Origin of the sequence: Pseudomonas sp. YL2 (assembly GCF_023063025.1) — a bacterium.
GTDB classification, from domain to species: Bacteria; Pseudomonadota; Gammaproteobacteria; order Pseudomonadales; family Pseudomonadaceae; genus Aquipseudomonas; species Aquipseudomonas putida_A.
In genome coordinates, this window is the sequence record NZ_JAJSLU010000001.1 from 44,233 (window position 1) to 60,351 (window position 16,119).

The following is a 16,119-nucleotide window of genomic DNA, read 5'->3' on the forward strand; positions in this document are numbered from 1 at the left end:
TCCGGGGTTTGCGCTATAAGAAGTTGTCGCTTGGCGGCAAGGCCGGGCTGAAAACTGTCCTTACAATCCCCCCATCGCTCGCCAGTTTCAGGCGGGTGTTCCTCTTCAGGAGACTCCGATGTCCGTTGAGCACGCTGCGGTACAACGCGCCGATTTCGACCAGGTAATGGTTCCCAACTACGCGCCTGCCGCTTTCATTCCGGTGCGTGGCGCCGGTTCCCGCGTCTGGGACCAGAGCGGTCGCGAGCTGATCGACTTCGCCGGCGGGATTGCCGTAAACGTATTGGGCCACGCGCATCCGGCGCTGGTCGGTGCCTTGACCGAGCAAGCGAACAAGCTGTGGCACGTGTCTAACGTGTTCACCAATGAGCCGGCCCTGCGCCTGGCGCACAAGCTGATCGACGCCACGTTCGCCGAGCGCGTGTTCTTCTGCAACTCGGGCGCCGAAGCCAACGAGGCCGCGTTCAAGCTGGCCCGTCGCGTGGCGTTCGACCGTTTCGGCAGCGAGAAGTACGAGATCATCGCCGCGCTCAACAGCTTCCACGGTCGTACCCTGTTCACCGTTAACGTCGGTGGCCAGTCGAAGTACTCCGACGGTTTCGGTCCGAAAATCACCGGCATCACCCACGTTCCTTACAACGATCTGGCCGCGCTGAAAGCGGCGGTGTCCGACAAGACCTGTGCGGTCGTGCTCGAACCTATCCAGGGCGAGGGCGGTGTACTGCCGGCCGAACTGGCTTACCTGCAAGGTGCCCGTGAACTGTGCGACGCGAACAACGCGCTGCTGGTGTTCGACGAAGTGCAGACCGGCATGGGCCGTACCGGCCACCTGTTCGCCTATCAGCATTACGGCGTGACCCCGGACATCCTGACCAGCGCCAAGAGCCTGGGCGGTGGTTTCCCGATCGCCGCGATGCTGACCACTGAAGCGCTGGCCAAACATCTGGTCGTCGGCACCCACGGCACCACCTACGGCGGCAACCCGCTGGCGTGCGCGGTTGCCGAAGCGGTGATCGACGTGATCAACACCCCTGAGGTGCTGAGCGGCGTCAACGCCAAGCACGACAAATTCAAGACCCGTCTGCAGCAGATCGGCGAGAAGTACGGCCTGTTCACTCAGGTGCGTGGCCTCGGTCTGTTGATCGGTTGTGTGCTGAGCGACGCCTGGAAAGGCAAGGCCAAGGACATCTTCAACGCCGCTGAAAAAGAAGGCCTGATGATTCTGCAGGCCGGCCCGGACGTGATCCGTTTCGCCCCGAGCCTGGTGGTGGAAGACGCCGATATCGATGCCGGTCTGGACCGCTTCGAACGCGCCGCGGCAACACTGACGCAAGCCTGATTGACCCTTCGGCGCCCGAGGATTCGGGCGTCGATCAAAATTTTATGCCGAACCCGATCCACTGTAGGAGTGAGCCTGCTCGCGATTGCGGTCTGTCAGAAACCAATGAGTCGACTGACATACCGCAATCGCGAGCAGGCTCACTCCTACAAGGTCCGGTGTTTTTTCTTCTGTAAATTTATAAGAGAAAGGAGTGACACCATGCTGGTGATGCGCCCTGCGCAAATGGCTGATCTGGGCGAGGTACAGCGTCTGGCTGCGGACAGTCCGATTGGTGTCACTTCCTTGCCGGATGACGTGGAACGTCTGAGCGACAAGATCGCCGCGAGCGAAGCCTCGTTCGCCGCCGAAGTGAGTTTCAACGGGGAGGAGAGCTACTTTTTCGTCCTCGAAGACACCGCCACCGGCAAACTGGTCGGCTGCTCGGCCATCGTTGCCTCGGCCGGTTACTCCGAGCCGTTCTACAGCTTCCGCAACGAGACCTTCGTCCACGCCTCCCGCGAACTGAAGATCCACAACAAGATCCACGTGCTTTCGCAATGCCACGACCTGACCGGCAACAGCTTGCTGACCAGTTTCTACGTGCAGCGCGAGCTGGTGGGTTCGCCGTGGGCCGAGCTCAATTCCCGTGGTCGCCTGCTGTTCGTCGCCAGCCACCCGGAGCGTTTCGCCGATTCGGTGGTGACCGAGATCGTCGGTTACAGCGACGAGAACGGCGATTCGCCATTCTGGGACGCGATCGGGCGCAACTTCTTCGACCTCAACTACGCCGAGGCCGAACGCCTGTGTGGCCTGAAGAGCCGCACGTTCCTCGCCGAACTGATGCCGCATTACCCGATCTACGTGCCGCTGCTGCCGGATTCCGCTCAAGAAGCGATGGGCCAGGTGCACCCGCGTGCGCAGATCACTTTCGACATCCTGATGCGCGAAGGCTTCGAGACCGATCACTACATCGACATTTTCGACGGTGGCCCGACCCTGCATGCACGTGTTTCGGGGATCCGTTCGATCGCTCAGAGCCGTGTGGTGCCGGTGAAGATCGGCGAGCCGGTCAAAGGCGCCGGGCGCCAGTATCTGGTGGCCAACGCGCAGTTGCAGGATTACCGCGCGGTGTTGCTGGAACTCGATTACGCGCCGGGAAAACCGGTGACCCTGGATCTGGAAGCAGCCGAAGCCCTGGGCGTCGGTGAAGGTGCCAGCGTGCGCCTGGTGGCGGTTTAACGCCTTAGCGAGTTTCACGGGTGGCGAAGGCGGCCCGTTTGAGGAGATAGCATGATTGTTCGTCCCGTACGCAGCAGCGATTTATCCGCGCTGATCGACCTGGCCCGCAGCACCGGCACCGGCCTGACCACGTTGCCGGCCAACGAAGAGCGCCTGACCCATCGGGTCGGCTGGGCCGAGAAGACCTTTCGCGGCGAAGCCGGCCGTGGCGATGCGGACTACCTGTTCGTGCTCGAAGACGACAACGGTCGCGTGGTGGGGATTTCCGCCATCGCCGGCGCGGTCGGTCTGCGTGAGCCGTGGTACAACTTCCGCGTCGGCCTGACCGTCAGCGCCTCGCAAGAGCTGAACATCTATCGCGAGATTCCGACGCTGTTCCTCGCCAACGACCTGACTGGCAACTCCGAGCTGTGCTCGCTGTTCCTGCACGCCGATTACCGCACCGGCCTGAACGGCCGAATGCTGTCTAAGGCGCGCATGCTGTTCATCGCCGAGTTCCCGGAACTGTTCGGCAACAAGATCATCGCTGAGATGCGCGGCGTCTCCGATGAGGCCGGTCGATCGCCGTTCTGGGAAAGCCTCGGTCGGCACTTCTTCAAGATGGAATTCAGTCAGGCCGATTACCTGACCGGCGTTGGCAACAAGGCGTTCATCGCCGAACTGATGCCGAAATTCCCGCTGTACACCTGCTTCCTGTCGCCGGATGCGCGCAACGTCATCGGTCAGGTGCACCCGGACACCGAACCGGCGCTGGCGATGCTCAAGAGCGAAGGTTTCAGCTATCAGGGCTACGTCGATATCTTCGACGCCGGCCCGGCCATCGAGTGCGAAACCAGCAAGATCCGCGCAGTCCGCGACAGCGAAGCACTGGTGCTGGCAATCGGTACACCGGGCGATGACGCCACGCCGTTCATCATCCATAACCGCAAGCGCGAAGACTGCCGCATCACCGCTGCGCCGGCCCGCCTGGCTGCCGGCACGCTGGTGGTCGATCCGCTGACCGCCAAACGTCTTCAACTCAACGCCGGCGATCAAGTGCGCGCCGTGGCGTTGTCTGCTGCTCGGGAGTCGAAATAATGAATTCGCTATACATCGCAGGTGAATGGCTGGCCGGTCAGGGCGAAGCCTTTCAGTCGCTGAACCCGGTGACCCAGCAAGTGCTGTGGTCGGGGGAGGGCGCGACTGCCGCTCAGGTCGAGTCGGCCGTGCAGGCTGCGCGTCAGGCCTTTCCGGGTTGGGCGCGGCGTTCGCTGGACGAGCGCATCAGCGTGCTCGAGGCCTTCGCCGCCGCCCTGAAAAACCACAGTGACGAACTGGCCCGCACCATCGGTGAGGAAACCGGCAAACCGTTGTGGGAAGCCGCGACCGAAGTTACCAGCATGGTCAACAAGATCGCGATCTCGGTGCAGAGCTACCGCGAACGTACCGGCGAGAAGAGCGGCCCGCTGGGCGACGCCACCGCCGTGCTGCGCCACAAGCCACATGGTGTGGTGGCGGTATTCGGCCCTTACAACTTCCCCGGCCATTTGCCGAACGGGCACATCGTGCCGGCGCTGCTGGCCGGTAACAGCGTGCTGTTCAAGCCAAGCGAGCTGACGCCGAAAGTCGCCGAGCTGACGGTCAAGTGCTGGATCGAAGCCGGTCTGCCGGCCGGCGTGTTGAACCTGTTGCAAGGCGCTCGCGAAACCGGTATCGCCCTGGCGGCGAACCCGGGCATCGATGGCTTGTTCTTCACCGGTTCGAGCCGCACCGGCAATCACCTGCATCAGCAGTTCGCCGGGCGTCCGGACAAGATTCTTGCTTTGGAAATGGGCGGCAACAACCCGCTGGTGGTTGATCAGGTGGGTGATCTGGACGCGGCGGTGTACACGATCATTCAGTCGGCGTTCATCTCCGCCGGTCAGCGCTGCACGTGTGCGCGCCGGTTGCTGGTGCCGCAAGGCGCATGGGGCGACAGCCTGCTCAAGCGTCTGGTGGAAGTCAGCGCAACGATTGAAGTCGGTGCGTTCGATCAACAGCCGGCGCCATTCATGGGCTCGGTGATTTCCCTTGGCGCGGCGAAAGCGCTGATGGATGCCCAGCAACACCTGCTGGCCAATGGCGCGGTGTCGTTGCTGGCGATGACTCAGCCGCAAGCGCAGTCTGCCTTGCTGACCCCGGGCATTCTGGATGTGACCGCCGTGGCCGAGCGTCCGGACGAAGAACTGTTCGGCCCGTTGCTGCAAGTGATTCGCTACGCCGATTTCGCTGCGGCGATCGCTGAGGCCAACGACACCGCTTATGGCCTGGCGGCTGGTTTGCTGTCGGATTCCGAAGATCGTTATCAGCAGTTCTGGCTGGAAAGCCGCGCCGGTATCGTCAACTGGAACAAACAGCTGACCGGTGCCGCGAGCAGCGCGCCGTTCGGCGGCGTCGGGGCTTCGGGTAACCATCGCGCCAGTGCTTACTACGCGGCGGATTACTGCGCGTACCCGGTGGCGTCGCTGGAAACCCCAAGTCTGGTGTTGCCTGCGGCCCTGACGCCTGGCGTGAAAATGGCGTAACGGCCATCGCGAGCAGGCTCACTCCTACAAGACTTGTGTCGAACACAGCATGTGTGAACACCGCCAAACCTGTAGGAGTGAGCCTGCTCGCGATAGCCGCGACGCGGTCTGACTGAATTGTTACTTGAAGCCTATAACAACAGATTCTCGTGGAGCCTCGCTGATGAAATCCTATGAAGTCAATTTTGACGGTCTAGTGGGGCCGACCCATAACTACGGTGGTCTGTCCTACGGCAACGTTGCGTCCCAGAGCAACAGCCAGCAATCCTCGAATCCGAAGGAAGCGGCGCTGCAAGGTCTGGCGAAAATGAAAGCGCTGATGGAAATGGGCTTTCAGCAAGGCGTGCTGGCGCCGCAGGAGCGTCCGGACGTGGCCGCGTTGCGCCGTCTGGGTTTCAGCGGCAGCGACGCGCAAGTGATCGAGCGTGCAGCGAAGGAAGCCATGCCGTTGCTGGTCGCCAGTTGCTCGGCATCGAGCATGTGGGTGGCCAACGCCGCCACTGTCAGCCCGAGTGCCGACACCGCTGACGGTCGCGTGCATTTCACCGCCGCCAACCTCAACTGCAAATACCACCGCAGCATCGAACACCCGACCACCAGCCGCGTGCTCGGTGCGATGTTCGCCGATCAGCAACACTTCGCCCATCACGCCGCGTTGCCGGCGGTGGCGCAGTTCGGTGACGAAGGCGCGGCCAACCACACGCGCTTCTGCCGTGAGTACGGCGAGGCCGGTGTCGAGTTCTTCGTGTTCGGTCGCAGTGCGTTCGACACCCGCTACCCGGCGCCGCAGAAGTACCCGGCGCGCCAGACCCTGGAAGCGTCGCAAGCGGTGGCGCGTCTGCACGGTCTGCGTGACGAGGGCGTGGTCTACGCGCAGCAGAACCCGGCGGTGATCGACCAGGGCGTCTTCCACAACGACGTGATCGCGGTGGGTAACGGCGAGGTGCTGTTCTATCACGAGGATGCGTTCCTCGACACCGAGCAGATGCTGGCCGAGTTGCAGGGCAAACTGGCCAAGGTCGGCGGCCAGTTCCAGTCGGTCTGCGTGCCGCGTTCGGCGGTCACCGTGGACGATGCGGTGCGCTCCTACCTGTTCAACAGCCAGTTGCTGTCGCGTCCTGATGGCTCGATGCTGTTGATCGTGCCGGAAGAATGCCGTGGCAACGAGCGCGTGTGGAACTACCTGCAAGGGCTGACCAGCTCCGGCGGGCTGATCCGCGAAGTCAAAGTCTTCGACCTCAAGCAAAGCATGCAGAACGGCGGTGGACCGGCGTGCCTGCGACTGCGCGTCGCGCTCAACGAAACCGAGCTGGCGGCGGTCAACCCAGGGGTTATCATGACGGCCCCGTTGTACGGTTCGTTGACCGCATGGGTTGAAAAGCACTACCGCGACCGCCTGAGCGAAACCGATCTGGCGGACCCGCAGTTGCTGCTTGAATGCCGGACGGCACTGGATGAACTGACGCAAATCCTTAAACTGGGCGCGGTTTATCCATTCCAGATCAATTGATGGCCGGCGCGTCGTCTGAACGCGACGCGCGGCTTGTCTCCCCAAGAGAGTAAAAACATGAGCGATTCCCTGCAGCTGATCCTTGAAGACACCGACGGCACGCAACTGCAAACCTCGTGCACCCGCGTCGCGGTCATGTGGCAAGGCAAAGAGCTGTGGATCCAGCAGGACGGCCGTGGCCAACTGCTGATCGGCGTGGACGTCGAGGAAGGTGACGAAGAGTACGCCAACCTGCTGCTGCGCCCATTGGCAACTAATCTGGTAAGTCTGCAACTGGAAATGGAACCGGCTGAAGTCGGTGACGAAGACCATGTGCACGGCCCGGATTGCAACCACGATCACTAAGGAAACCGCTCTATGCTCGCCCTCGGCAAACTGCTTGAACTGACCCTCGCCGGCCGCGAACCGGCGGAGAAGACTCAACTGACTGTCGAAGGCGTGCGCATGCGCTGGTTGAGCGAGGGTGCGCTGGAAGTCCGGCCGCCCGAAGCGCGCGACAATGGCCTGGACCTGCTGCTGTCGGCAGGTATCCACGGCAATGAAACAGCGCCGATCGAGTTGCTCGATCGGCTGCTGCATGACATCGCTCGCGGCGATCTGAAGCCGCGTGCACGCATTCTGTTCCTGTTCGGCAACCCGGAAGCGATTCGCAAGGGCGAGCGCTTCGTCGAGCAGGACGTCAACCGGCTGTTCAACGGCCGGCATGAACAAACCAGCGGTTCCGAAGCCATCCGCGCCTGCGAGCTGGAGCGTCTGGCAGCGAGCTTCTTCAGCCTGCCGGATCGGCAGCGCCTGCACTACGACCTGCACACCGCCATTCGTGGTTCGAAGATCGAGCAGTTCGCGCTGTACCCGTGGAAAGAAGGTCGCCAGCATTCGCGCCGCGAACTGGCGCGTCTGCGCGCCGCCGGAATGGAGGCGGTGCTGCTGCAGAACAAACCGTCGATCGTTTTCAGCTCGTACACCTACGACAAACTCGGTGCCGAGGCTTTCACCCTGGAACTGGGCAAGGCGCGGCCGTTCGGGCAGAACGAAGGGGTGGATGTTTCACGTCTGGAAACTCGTCTGAAGCAGATCATCGAAGGCAATGAGCCGGATCTGGCAGCAGAGGGACTGGATGGTTTGCAGCTGTTCAGCGTCGCCCGGGAAATCATCAAGCACAGCGATGCGTTCCGCCTGAACCTGCCAGCGGACATCGAGAACTTTTCTGAATTGGATGTGGGTTATGTGCTGGCCGAAGATCTGGCCAATACCCGCTGGGTCATCGAGGAAGAGGGCGCGCGGATCATCTTCCCTAATCCCAAGGTCAAGAACGGCTTGCGTGCGGGCATCCTGATCGTGCCGGCCACCGACGAACACTTATCCTGAGAACACTTCAGACCCCATGTGGGAGCGGGCTTGCTCGCGAAAGCGGTGTGTCAGTACACAGATTCGTCACTGACACACCGCTTTCGTCGGAACGCCGCCCGGAGCAAGCCCGCTCCCACATTTAGATTTGAGTGAGGTTTGGGGTCGCGCTCGACCCAGACAGACTCAGACCGCTACTGCACGTGGCTCACTGCGACGCAGCGCACGAACCTTCTGCAGCGTATCCGCGCAAGTCCGCGCCGCTTCCTGACCCTTGTGCACGAAATGCTCGAAGAAGAACTTCTGATGTTCTTCACCGGCATGGAAGTTATGCGGGGTCAGGGACACCGAGAACACTGGCACTTCGGTTTCCAGTTGCACCTGCATCAGGCCGCTGACCACTGACTGGGCGACGAATTCGTGACGATAGATGCCGCCATCCACGACCAGAGCGGCCGCGACGATGCCGGCATAACGGCCAGTTTTGGCCAGCAACTTGGCGTGCAGGGGCATTTCAAAGGCGCCGCCGACTTCGAAGAAGTCGATGTCCGATTCCTGATAACCCTGAGCCAGCATTTCGGCGACGAAGCCTTTACGGCTCTGGTCGACGATTTCCTTGTGCCAGCAGGCCTGGATGAACGCAACGCGCTCGCCGTGAGGGTGTTTGGTTTTGCTGTCGATAGCGGTGGGTTGCATGTTCTGACTCCTGTTTGTGTGAAAAACAGGGCGTTATGAATTGAAAGGGATTCAAGGGTACGCACGAGCACACAAGCGCGCGGGTGGCCCTTTGGTGTCAATCCCGTTCTCTCTTCATCCGGACTATGACCGTCGGCCCCGGAATCACACCGGGTCTGCTGACCTTGCCGCCGATCACAGCAAAAGCCGTGTTCGTCGCCAAGCGCTCGCGGGCTATGCGCATTGCGCGCAATTACCGCCGGTGGGGAATTGCACCCCGCCCTGAGAACGTTTTTGCCGCCCTTTCTCGGGCGGCGCAGCGTTTTTATCACATATTTTCCGGCCTTGCACAGAACCTGTGGGAGCGAGCCTGCTCGCGAAAGCAATGTGTCAGTCAGCAGATGTGTCACTGACAGACCGCCTTCGCGAGCAAGCCCGCTCCCACATTGGGTTGCGTCCTTTCAAGGAGTAATGTGCTTTTTCTCACTCAAGGGTTGATTAATCGGCGCCATGACCGCAGTAATTCACCTTCGAAAAGGGATTTCCCCTGCTGACCAGAGGCCAGGTTCATGAGCGTTATCGATCTTCGCAGCGACACCGTCACCCAACCGACTCCTGCCATGCTCGACGCGATGACTGCGGCGGCTACCGGTGACGACGTGTACGGCGAAGATCCGACGGTCAAACGTCTGGAAGCCGAATTGGCGAAAAGGCTGGGTTTCGCCGCTGCGCTGTTCGTGCCGACTGGCACCATGAGCAATCTGCTGGGCCTGATGGCGCATTGCGAACGTGGCGACGAATACATCGTCGGCCAGCAGGCGCACACCTATAAGTACGAGGGCGGCGGCGCGGCGGTGCTCGGTTCGATCCAGCCACAGCCGCTGGAAGTGCAGGCCGACGGTTCGCTGGATCTGGATCAGGTAGCAGCGGCGATCAAGCCCGATGACTTTCACTTCGCCCGTACCCGGCTGCTGGCGCTGGAAAACACCATGCAGGGCAAAGTGTTACCGCTGGAGTATCTGGCCCGCGCGCGCCAATTCACGCGGGAGCACGGTCTGGCCCTGCATCTGGACGGCGCGCGGCTGTACAACGCGGCAGTCAAGCTTGGGGTGGATGCCCGCGAGATCACGCAACATTTCGATTCGGTATCGGTGTGCCTGTCCAAAGGCCTCGGCGCGCCGGTCGGTTCGGTGCTGTGTGGCACTGAGCAGCTGATCGGCAAGGCCCGCCGCCTGCGCAAAATGGTCGGCGGCGGCATGCGTCAGGCCGGTTTGCTCGCGGCGGCGGGGCTGTACGCGCTGGATCACCACGTTGAGCGCCTGGCGGATGACCATGCCAACGCCCGGTTTTTGGCCGAAGGCTTGCGCGAGGCCGGGTTCAGCGTCGAGCCGGTGCAGACCAACATGGTCTACGTGCAAATGGGCGATCAGTCCGAAGCGCTCAAGGTGTTTGCCGCCGAACGCGGGATCAAGTTGAGCGCCGCCGCGCGCTTGCGCATGGTCACGCACATGGACGTCAGTCGCTCGCAAATCGAGCAAGTGATCGCGACATTCGTCGAGTTTTCGCGCAAGTGACAGCGTTAGCCGTCCAATTGACCGTTACTATCGTATAAACACGCTGTACCCCGCGCGAAGGGCCGATATAATGCGGCCCTTTGCCGTCGTTTCGTCTGTTGACGTTTCGTACAGGCCTTTGGCCGCAGCCTCCGTGGAAGAACCTAATGAAAAGCGCAGAAATCCGTGAAGCCTTCCTTCGCTTCTTCGAAGAGCAAGGCCACACCCGTGTAGCCTCCAGCTCTTTGATTCCGGGCAACGACCCAACCCTGCTGTTCACCAACGCGGGGATGAACCAGTTCAAGGACTGCTTCCTGGGCCAGGAAAAGCGCGCGTACACCCGCGCAACCAGCAGCCAGAAGTGCGTGCGTGCCGGTGGCAAGAACAGCGACCTGGAAAACGTCGGTTATACCGCTCGTCACCACACCTTCTTCGAAATGCTCGGTAACTTCAGCTTCGGTGACTATTTCAAGCACGACGCGATTACCTTCGCCTGGACCTTCCTGACCGGCGTCCTGAAACTGCCGAAGGAAAAACTCTGGGTCACCGTCTACGCCTCCGACGACGAAGCGTATGACATCTGGACCAAAGAGATCGGTGTGCCGGTCGAGCGCATGATCCGCATCGGCGACAACAAAGGCGCGCCGTACGCGTCCGACAACTTCTGGACCATGGGCGATACCGGCCCGTGCGGCCCGTGCACCGAGATTTTCTACGATCACGGCGAGCACATCTGGGGCGGCCCACCGGGTTCGCCGGAAGAAGACGGCGACCGTTACATCGAGATCTGGAACAACGTGTTCATGCAGTTCAACCGCACCGCCGATGGCGTGTTGCATCCGTTGCCAGCGCCGTCGGTCGACACCGGCATGGGCCTGGAGCGGATCAGTGCGGTGATGCAGCACGTCAATTCCAACTACGACATCGACCTGTTCAAGAACCTGCTCAAAGCCTCGGCTGAAGCGATCGGCTGCGAAAATGGCGACCAGTCGTCGCTGAAAGTGGTGTCCGACCACATCCGTTCGTGCGGTTTCCTGATCGCCGACGGCGTGCTGCCGTCCAACGAAGGCCGCGGCTACGTGCTGCGCCGGATCATTCGTCGCGCCTGCCGTCACGGCAACAAGCTGGGCGCCACCGGCAGCTTCTTCTACAAGATTGTTGCGGCGCTGGTCGCCGAGATGGGCGAAGCCTTCCCGGAACTGAAAACGCAGCAGAGCAACATCGAGCGCGTACTCAAGGCTGAAGAAGAGCAGTTCTCCAAGACTCTGGAGCACGGCCTGAAGATCCTCGAACAGGATCTGCTGGAACTCAAAGGCACCGTGGTGCCGGGCGACGTGGTGTTCAAACTCTACGACACCTACGGTTTCCCGATGGACCTGACGGCCGACATCGCTCGCGAGCGCGGCCTGACCGTCGACGAAGTCGGCTTCGAGCGTGAAATGGAAGCCCAGCGTGTTCGTGCGCGTTCCGCCAGCTCGTTCGGTCTGGACTACAACACCCTGGTCAAGGTTGATGTGGCCACCGAGTTCACCGGTTACAAAGACACCAGCGGTTCGGCAAAAATCGTCGCTATCTATAAAGATGGCCAGTCGGTCGACGTCTTGAGTGAAGGCGAAGAGGCGGTGATCGTGCTGAACCAGACGCCGTTCTACGCTGAGTCCGGCGGCCAGATTGGCGACTGCGGTTTCCTCCAGGCCGGTAACGCACGTTTCGACGTCCGTGACACCACCAAGACCGGCGGCGCCTTCCTGCACCACGGCGTGCTGGATTCCGGCAGCCTGACCATCGGCGCGCCAGTGGAAACCCACGTCGATGCCGAGGTGCGTCACGCGACTTCGCTGAACCACTCGGCCACCCACTTGCTGCACGCTGCGCTACGCCAGGTGTTGGGCGAGCACGTTCAGCAGAAGGGCTCGTTGGTGGATAGCCAGCGTCTGCGCTTCGACTTCAGCCACTTTGAAGCGATCAAGCCGGAGCAGATCAAAGCGCTGGAAGACATCGTCAACGCCGAGATCCGCAAGAACTCCGCAGTTGAAACCGAAGAAACCGACATCGAAACCGCCAAGCAGAAAGGCGCGATGGCGCTGTTTGGCGAGAAGTACGGCGACAACGTGCGCGTGCTGAGCATGGGCGGCGATTTCTCCGTCGAGCTGTGTGGCGGTATCCACGCCAACCGTACCGGCGACATCGGCCTGCTGAAAATCATCAGCGAAAGCGGTGTGGCATCGGGTGTGCGTCGTATCGAGGCAGTCACTGGTGCTGCGGCACTGGCCTACTTGAACGCTGCAGAAGAACAACTCAAGGAAGCGGCCAACCTGGTCAAGGGCAGCCGCGACAATCTGATCGACAAGCTGTCGGCCGTGCTGGAGCGCAACCGCGCGCTGGAAAAGCAACTCGAGCAGTTGCAGGCCAAGGCCGCCAGCGCCGCGGGCGACGATCTGTCGAACTCGGCAGTCGACGTCAAAGGCGTGAAGGTTCTGGCCGCACGTCTGGATGGTCAGGATGGCAAGGCGCTGCTGGCGCTGGTCGATCAGCTGAAAAACAAACTCGGCCGCGCAGTGATCCTGCTCGGCAGTGTCCATGAGGAAAAGGTCGTACTGGTTGCAGGCGTAACCAAGGACCTGACTGGCCAACTCAAAGCCGGTGATTTGATGAAACAGGCTGCTGCGGCAGTGGGCGGGAAGGGCGGTGGTCGTCCGGACATGGCGCAGGGCGGCGGTGTTGACGCCGGCGCACTGGATGGCGCACTGGCGCTGACCGTTCCATTCGTCGAGCAGGGTTTATAAGACGGCCCGCCGGGTCCGCAGTCTAGTGGCGGGTCCGGCGGCTGTTCGAGTGATTATTGGGCGCCCTTCATGGGCAGAGGCGGCTTTGAAATGGCTTTGATCGTACAGAAATTTGGAGGCACCTCGGTCGGCACTGTCGAGAGAATCGAGCAGGTCGCCGACAAGGTTAAGAAATTCCGCGATGCCGGCGATGACCTGGTGGTTGTGCTGTCTGCAATGAGCGGCGAAACCAACCGTCTGATCGATCTGGCCAAGCAAATCAGTGGCGACGTGCAACCGGTTCCGCGTGAGCTGGACGTGATCGTCTCCACCGGTGAGCAGGTGACGATTGCCCTGTTGGCCATGGCGCTGATCAAGCGCGGTGTGCCGGCGGTGTCGTACACCGGTAATCAGGTGCGGATCCTGACGGACAGTGCGCACAATAAAGCGCGTATCTTGCAGATTGATGACCAGAAGATTCGCGGTGATCTGAAAGCAGGTCGCGTGGTGGTTGTCGCCGGTTTCCAGGGCGTCGACGAGCACGGCAACATTACCACCCTCGGCCGTGGCGGTTCCGACACCACAGGCGTGGCACTGGCGGCTGCATTGAAGGCTGACGAGTGCCAGATCTACACCGACGTCGATGGTGTCTACACCACTGACCCGCGTGTGGTGCCGGTCGCTCAGCGTCTGGACAAGATCACCTTCGAAGAGATGCTGGAAATGGCCAGCCTCGGTTCCAAGGTGTTGCAGATCCGTGCGGTGGAATTCGCCGGCAAGTACAACGTTCCGCTGCGCGTACTGCACAGCTTCAAGGAGGGTCCGGGCACCCTCATTACTATTGATGAAGAGGAAACCATGGAACAGCCGATCATTTCCGGCATCGCTTTCAACCGCGATGAAGCCAAGCTGACCATCCGTGGCGTGCCAGACACCCCGGGCGTGGCGTTCAAGATTCTCGGCCCGATCAGTGCCGCGAACATCGAAGTCGACATGATCGTGCAGAACGTCGCGCACGATAACACCACCGACTTCACCTTCACCGTGCACCGCAACGACTACCAGGCCGCACAGACCGTGCTGGAAAACACCGCTCGCGAGATCGGTGCCCGGGAAGTGGTGGGTGACACCAAGATTGCCAAGGTCTCGATCGTCGGCGTCGGCATGCGTTCCCACGCAGGCGTGGCCAGCCGCATGTTCGAATCCCTGGCCAAGGAAAGCATCAACATCCAGATGATCTCGACGTCGGAAATCAAGGTTTCCGTGGTGATCGAAGAGAAGTACTTGGAACTGGCCGTGCGCGCCCTGCACACGGCTTTCGAACTGGACGCGCCGGCCCGTCAGGGCGAGTAAATCCGGTCACCTGAAGGGCGCGGTCTGACCGCGCCCTTTATTTTTTGAATGGCGCGAGCCCTGAACTGTTCTTTTGCTCGCGCTGGTCAATACTCAGGCCTGTAGGGCTACGATCGCTCCGGTTGTAGGTCGGGTGCCTTTTTTTTGCAGACTGTTGTCCCTGAAATGAAATGCGTGAGGAGAAAGGTATGCTGATTCTGACTCGTCGGTGCGCAGAAAGCCTGATTATCGGTGATGGCGAAATCACCGTGACCGTGCTCGGCGTCAAAGGAAATCAAGTGCGCATCGGCGTCAACGCCCCGAAAGAGGTTGCCGTGCACCGTGAGGAAATTTACCTGCGTATAAAGAAAGAGAAGGACGAAGAACCAAGCCATTAATTTTTATCGATTTTTATGTTTGCAAACGGGGAAGAAGGTGGTTAATATACGCCCCGTGTTGCGGAGAGCTGGCCGAGTGGCCGAAGGCGCTCCCCTGCTAAGGGAGTACACCTCAAAAGGGTGTCGGGGGTTCGAATCCCCCGTTCTCCGCCATTATTTGCTTAGTACGTTGTAATCTGGCTTTTTCTGTAAGTTGTTGAATTTATTAGAAAAAGTGGTTGGAATAGAGATTAGACGGGCTATAATGCGGCGCAACAAATGCACTCGTAGCTCAGCTGGATAGAGTACTCGGCTACGAACCGAGCGGTCACAGGTTCGAATCCTGTCGAGTGCACCATTTAAGAGTTGTTTATAGCGATATAAAGAACTCGGCTTCAGCCAGTTGTGGTCTGGTTTAAAAACACAAATGCACTCGTAGCTCAGCTGGATAGAGTACTCGGCTACGAACCGAGCGGTCACAGGTTCGAATCCTGTCGAGTGCACCATTTAAGAGTTGTTTATAGCGATATAAAGAACTCGGCTTCAGCCAGTTGTGGTCTGGTTTAAAAACACAAATGCACTCGTAGCTCAGCTGGATAGAGTACTCGGCTACGAACCGAGCGGTCACAGGTTCGAATCCTGTCGAGTGCACCATATTCAAGAAGCCCGCGTTTAACGCGGGCTTTTTGTTGTCTGCGATTTGGCTTTTCCTTTCACGCATCCCTTCTCGTCAAAATCGACTTGAGCACTTCGGCCTCTTTTCAGGTCATAGCGATAGCTAGTCGTCGACGTTCGAATATTCACCTTGTCCGGTTTGCCGAGCGCGCTCTCGACATCCTGTTGGCTCATGCCGGCAATCACTCGTTGATTGATGATTGCTGCGCGGCGCTGCCTGGCATCGATCAGGTTGCCGCATTTGTCCGCCAGGCGGCCAACGATGCCCGGTTCACGTCCTCTGATTGTCATACCGGATATTTCCTCATGGTTGTGTTCCGGCATGATCGGTACGACGGATCCGGGCGAGTAGGGGTGAACCTGTTGCTCTGAAAGCTGCTCGTCGCTCGCACAGCTCAGGGTCGTGAAGGTGATGCCGCCGTCGGCAGCCTCGCAGCGGTGAAGGGTGGTGGCGGCTCCGGCGGGTGGCAGGCAGAGCAGGCTGGCGACTACAAAAAGGGATGTTCTGGATAGCATTCGACGTCCTCCATGACGGTCTACGCTCAAGGGTAGTCGCTACATTTTTCAACGCCGGTGTGTTTTCTTTTCAAGATGAGTCGTCGCATCTGCACGGGTCAGGACAGCGCTCAACTTTGTCGCGCAAGCACTTGTTTCGACCGCGATTTTTTAACGTTTAAAACCGTCAGGCGGTGTATCATTGCGCCCGTCAGCCCCGCCGGGGCTTATGGAAAACCTCCATGGACTTACCCAGTAGTTACTCAGTAGCCCGTTTCACCAATCAT

13 protein-coding genes, 4 tRNA genes and 1 riboswitch are annotated in these 16,119 nt (G+C 60.3%); of the genes, 15 read left to right on the forward strand and 2 right to left on the reverse strand.

All coding sequences use genetic code 11. The annotated features are described in order from the left end of the window. Positions 1 to 118 precede the first annotated feature (118 nt). The 7 genes from LVD08_RS00200 to astE all read left to right on the forward strand — a co-directional run bounded on the left by LVD08_RS00200 (position 119) and on the right by astE (position 7,981). Positions 119 to 1,339, forward strand: coding sequence for an aspartate aminotransferase family protein (locus tag LVD08_RS00200; protein WP_247267109.1), 1,221 nt, complete (start codon positions 119 to 121; stop codon positions 1,337 to 1,339). Between the two features lie 201 nt (positions 1,340 to 1,540). Further along, a complete protein-coding gene (gene aruF / locus LVD08_RS00205; protein WP_025112905.1) occupies positions 1,541 to 2,560 on the forward strand; it encodes an arginine/ornithine succinyltransferase subunit alpha in 1,020 nt (339 codons plus the stop codon). 51 nt (positions 2,561 to 2,611) lie between these two features. After that, positions 2,612 to 3,637: an arginine N-succinyltransferase gene (gene astA, locus LVD08_RS00210; RefSeq protein WP_027612638.1), complete on the forward strand. Its 1,026-nt coding sequence runs from the start codon at positions 2,612 to 2,614 to the stop codon at positions 3,635 to 3,637. Beyond that, a complete protein-coding gene (gene astD / locus LVD08_RS00215; RefSeq protein ID WP_247267355.1) occupies positions 3,634 to 5,103 on the forward strand; it encodes a succinylglutamate-semialdehyde dehydrogenase in 1,470 nt (489 codons plus the stop codon). Before astA ends, astD begins: the two co-directional genes overlap by 4 nt. A gap of 163 nt (positions 5,104 to 5,266) precedes the next feature. Further along, a complete protein-coding gene (gene astB / locus LVD08_RS00220) occupies positions 5,267 to 6,613 on the forward strand; it encodes an N-succinylarginine dihydrolase (protein ID WP_247267110.1) in 1,347 nt (448 codons plus the stop codon). A gap of 57 nt (positions 6,614 to 6,670) precedes the next feature. Beyond that, positions 6,671 to 6,958: a hypothetical protein gene (locus LVD08_RS00225; protein WP_007963090.1), complete on the forward strand. Its 288-nt coding sequence runs from the start codon at positions 6,671 to 6,673 to the stop codon at positions 6,956 to 6,958. Between the two features lie 12 nt (positions 6,959 to 6,970). Beyond that, a complete protein-coding gene (gene astE / locus LVD08_RS00230) occupies positions 6,971 to 7,981 on the forward strand; it encodes a succinylglutamate desuccinylase (RefSeq protein ID WP_096795017.1) in 1,011 nt (336 codons plus the stop codon). Between the two features lie 165 nt (positions 7,982 to 8,146). On the opposite strand, the gene LVD08_RS00235 is transcribed toward astE, so the two are convergent. Next, on the reverse strand, positions 8,147 to 8,656 hold the full coding sequence (locus LVD08_RS00235) for a 6,7-dimethyl-8-ribityllumazine synthase (protein ID WP_027612643.1): 510 nt from the start codon (positions 8,654 to 8,656) through the stop codon (positions 8,147 to 8,149). Between the two features lie 101 nt (positions 8,657 to 8,757). Continuing rightward, a riboswitch (FMN riboswitch) is annotated at positions 8,758 to 8,929 on the reverse strand. Positions 8,930 to 9,204: 275 nt separating this feature from the next. Between LVD08_RS00235 and ltaE the strand changes: the two genes are divergently transcribed. From ltaE to LVD08_RS00275, 8 genes are all read left to right on the forward strand, one after another. Continuing rightward, positions 9,205 to 10,209, forward strand: a complete 1,005-nt coding sequence (ltaE, locus tag LVD08_RS00240) for a low-specificity L-threonine aldolase (RefSeq protein WP_247267111.1) — start codon at positions 9,205 to 9,207, stop codon at positions 10,207 to 10,209. Positions 10,210 to 10,355: 146 nt separating this feature from the next. Then, positions 10,356 to 12,974: an alanine--tRNA ligase gene (gene alaS, locus LVD08_RS00245; protein WP_247267112.1), complete on the forward strand. Its 2,619-nt coding sequence runs from the start codon at positions 10,356 to 10,358 to the stop codon at positions 12,972 to 12,974. 90 nt (positions 12,975 to 13,064) lie between these two features. Next, the gene (locus LVD08_RS00250; RefSeq protein WP_025112914.1) at positions 13,065 to 14,306 is read left to right on the forward strand and encodes an aspartate kinase; all 1,242 of its coding nucleotides are present in this window, start codon (positions 13,065 to 13,067) and stop codon (positions 14,304 to 14,306) included. 188 nt (positions 14,307 to 14,494) lie between these two features. Continuing rightward, on the forward strand, positions 14,495 to 14,683 hold the full coding sequence (gene csrA, locus LVD08_RS00255; protein WP_002554426.1) for a carbon storage regulator CsrA: 189 nt from the start codon (positions 14,495 to 14,497) through the stop codon (positions 14,681 to 14,683). A 62-nt stretch (positions 14,684 to 14,745) separates the two neighbouring features. Continuing rightward, positions 14,746 to 14,836, forward strand: a tRNA-Ser gene (locus tag LVD08_RS00260). Between the two features lie 107 nt (positions 14,837 to 14,943). Further along, positions 14,944 to 15,020 (forward strand) — tRNA-Arg (locus tag LVD08_RS00265). A gap of 71 nt (positions 15,021 to 15,091) precedes the next feature. Next, positions 15,092 to 15,168 (forward strand) — tRNA-Arg (locus LVD08_RS00270). Between the two features lie 71 nt (positions 15,169 to 15,239). After that, positions 15,240 to 15,316 (forward strand) — tRNA-Arg (locus LVD08_RS00275). Between the two features lie 18 nt (positions 15,317 to 15,334). Here LVD08_RS00275 and LVD08_RS00280 read toward each other — a convergent pair. Then, positions 15,335 to 15,853, reverse strand: coding sequence for a cell envelope protein SmpA (locus tag LVD08_RS00280; protein ID WP_247267113.1), 519 nt, complete (start codon positions 15,851 to 15,853; stop codon positions 15,335 to 15,337). Between the last annotated feature and the right edge of the window lie 266 nt (positions 15,854 to 16,119).